This is a genomic window from Flavobacterium sp. ACN6, assembly GCF_002304005.1.
Taxonomy (GTDB): domain Bacteria; phylum Bacteroidota; class Bacteroidia; order Flavobacteriales; family Flavobacteriaceae; genus Flavobacterium.
Genome location: NZ_MRCQ01000043.1, coordinates 1 through 547, shown reverse-complemented (window position 1 = coordinate 547; position 547 = coordinate 1). Strand labels below are relative to the sequence as shown.

The 547-nt window shown below is 37.7% G+C and carries 1 pseudogene; it reads right to left on the bottom strand.

The annotated features are described in order from the left end of the window. A pseudogene (locus BSF42_RS22870) lies at window positions 1–547 on the bottom strand (hypothetical protein); the annotation flags it as partial.

The window sequence follows — 547 nt, the reverse complement described above, 5'->3', positions numbered from 1 at the left end:
TTTTCAAACGGTAATGCACGTCCTTGTATGGTTAGTTTTTTATTGCTGTTAATACTGTAAAAATCGACAAAATTATTAGCGCCCATTGAAACAGCATCATAATTAAGGTCAATAATATTTGTTGCACCTTCGATGTAGCCTAACAAAATTTGTTTGAAAACGCCGTCAGAATTTGTAAAATTCAGCCAGACACGATTTTTCTCAATATCCTCAGATGCTGCTGTTTTGTAAAACTTGCTGTTATTGCCTGCTCGGCGCATACTATTGTTAAAGGTTAATGTTTCTGTAGCTGGTCTTGCAAAAAAACCTTGGGCCGCAGCAATGTATCCATTAAAAGGAGTTCCGCTTCCTCCTACAGTAGATCCTGAAGCATTGAAGGCGGTAAAGTCACTATTATAATAAAATTTACCATCAGCAGGGTTTAGGATTGGAAGCGATTCATGTCCCCAGAAATACAAAGTACCTAAAGCTGGATTATCAGTCATTAACTGCTGTGCACTTATCGCAGACGGATAAGGGTTTCCAATTAAATTCCATTTTCCATCTA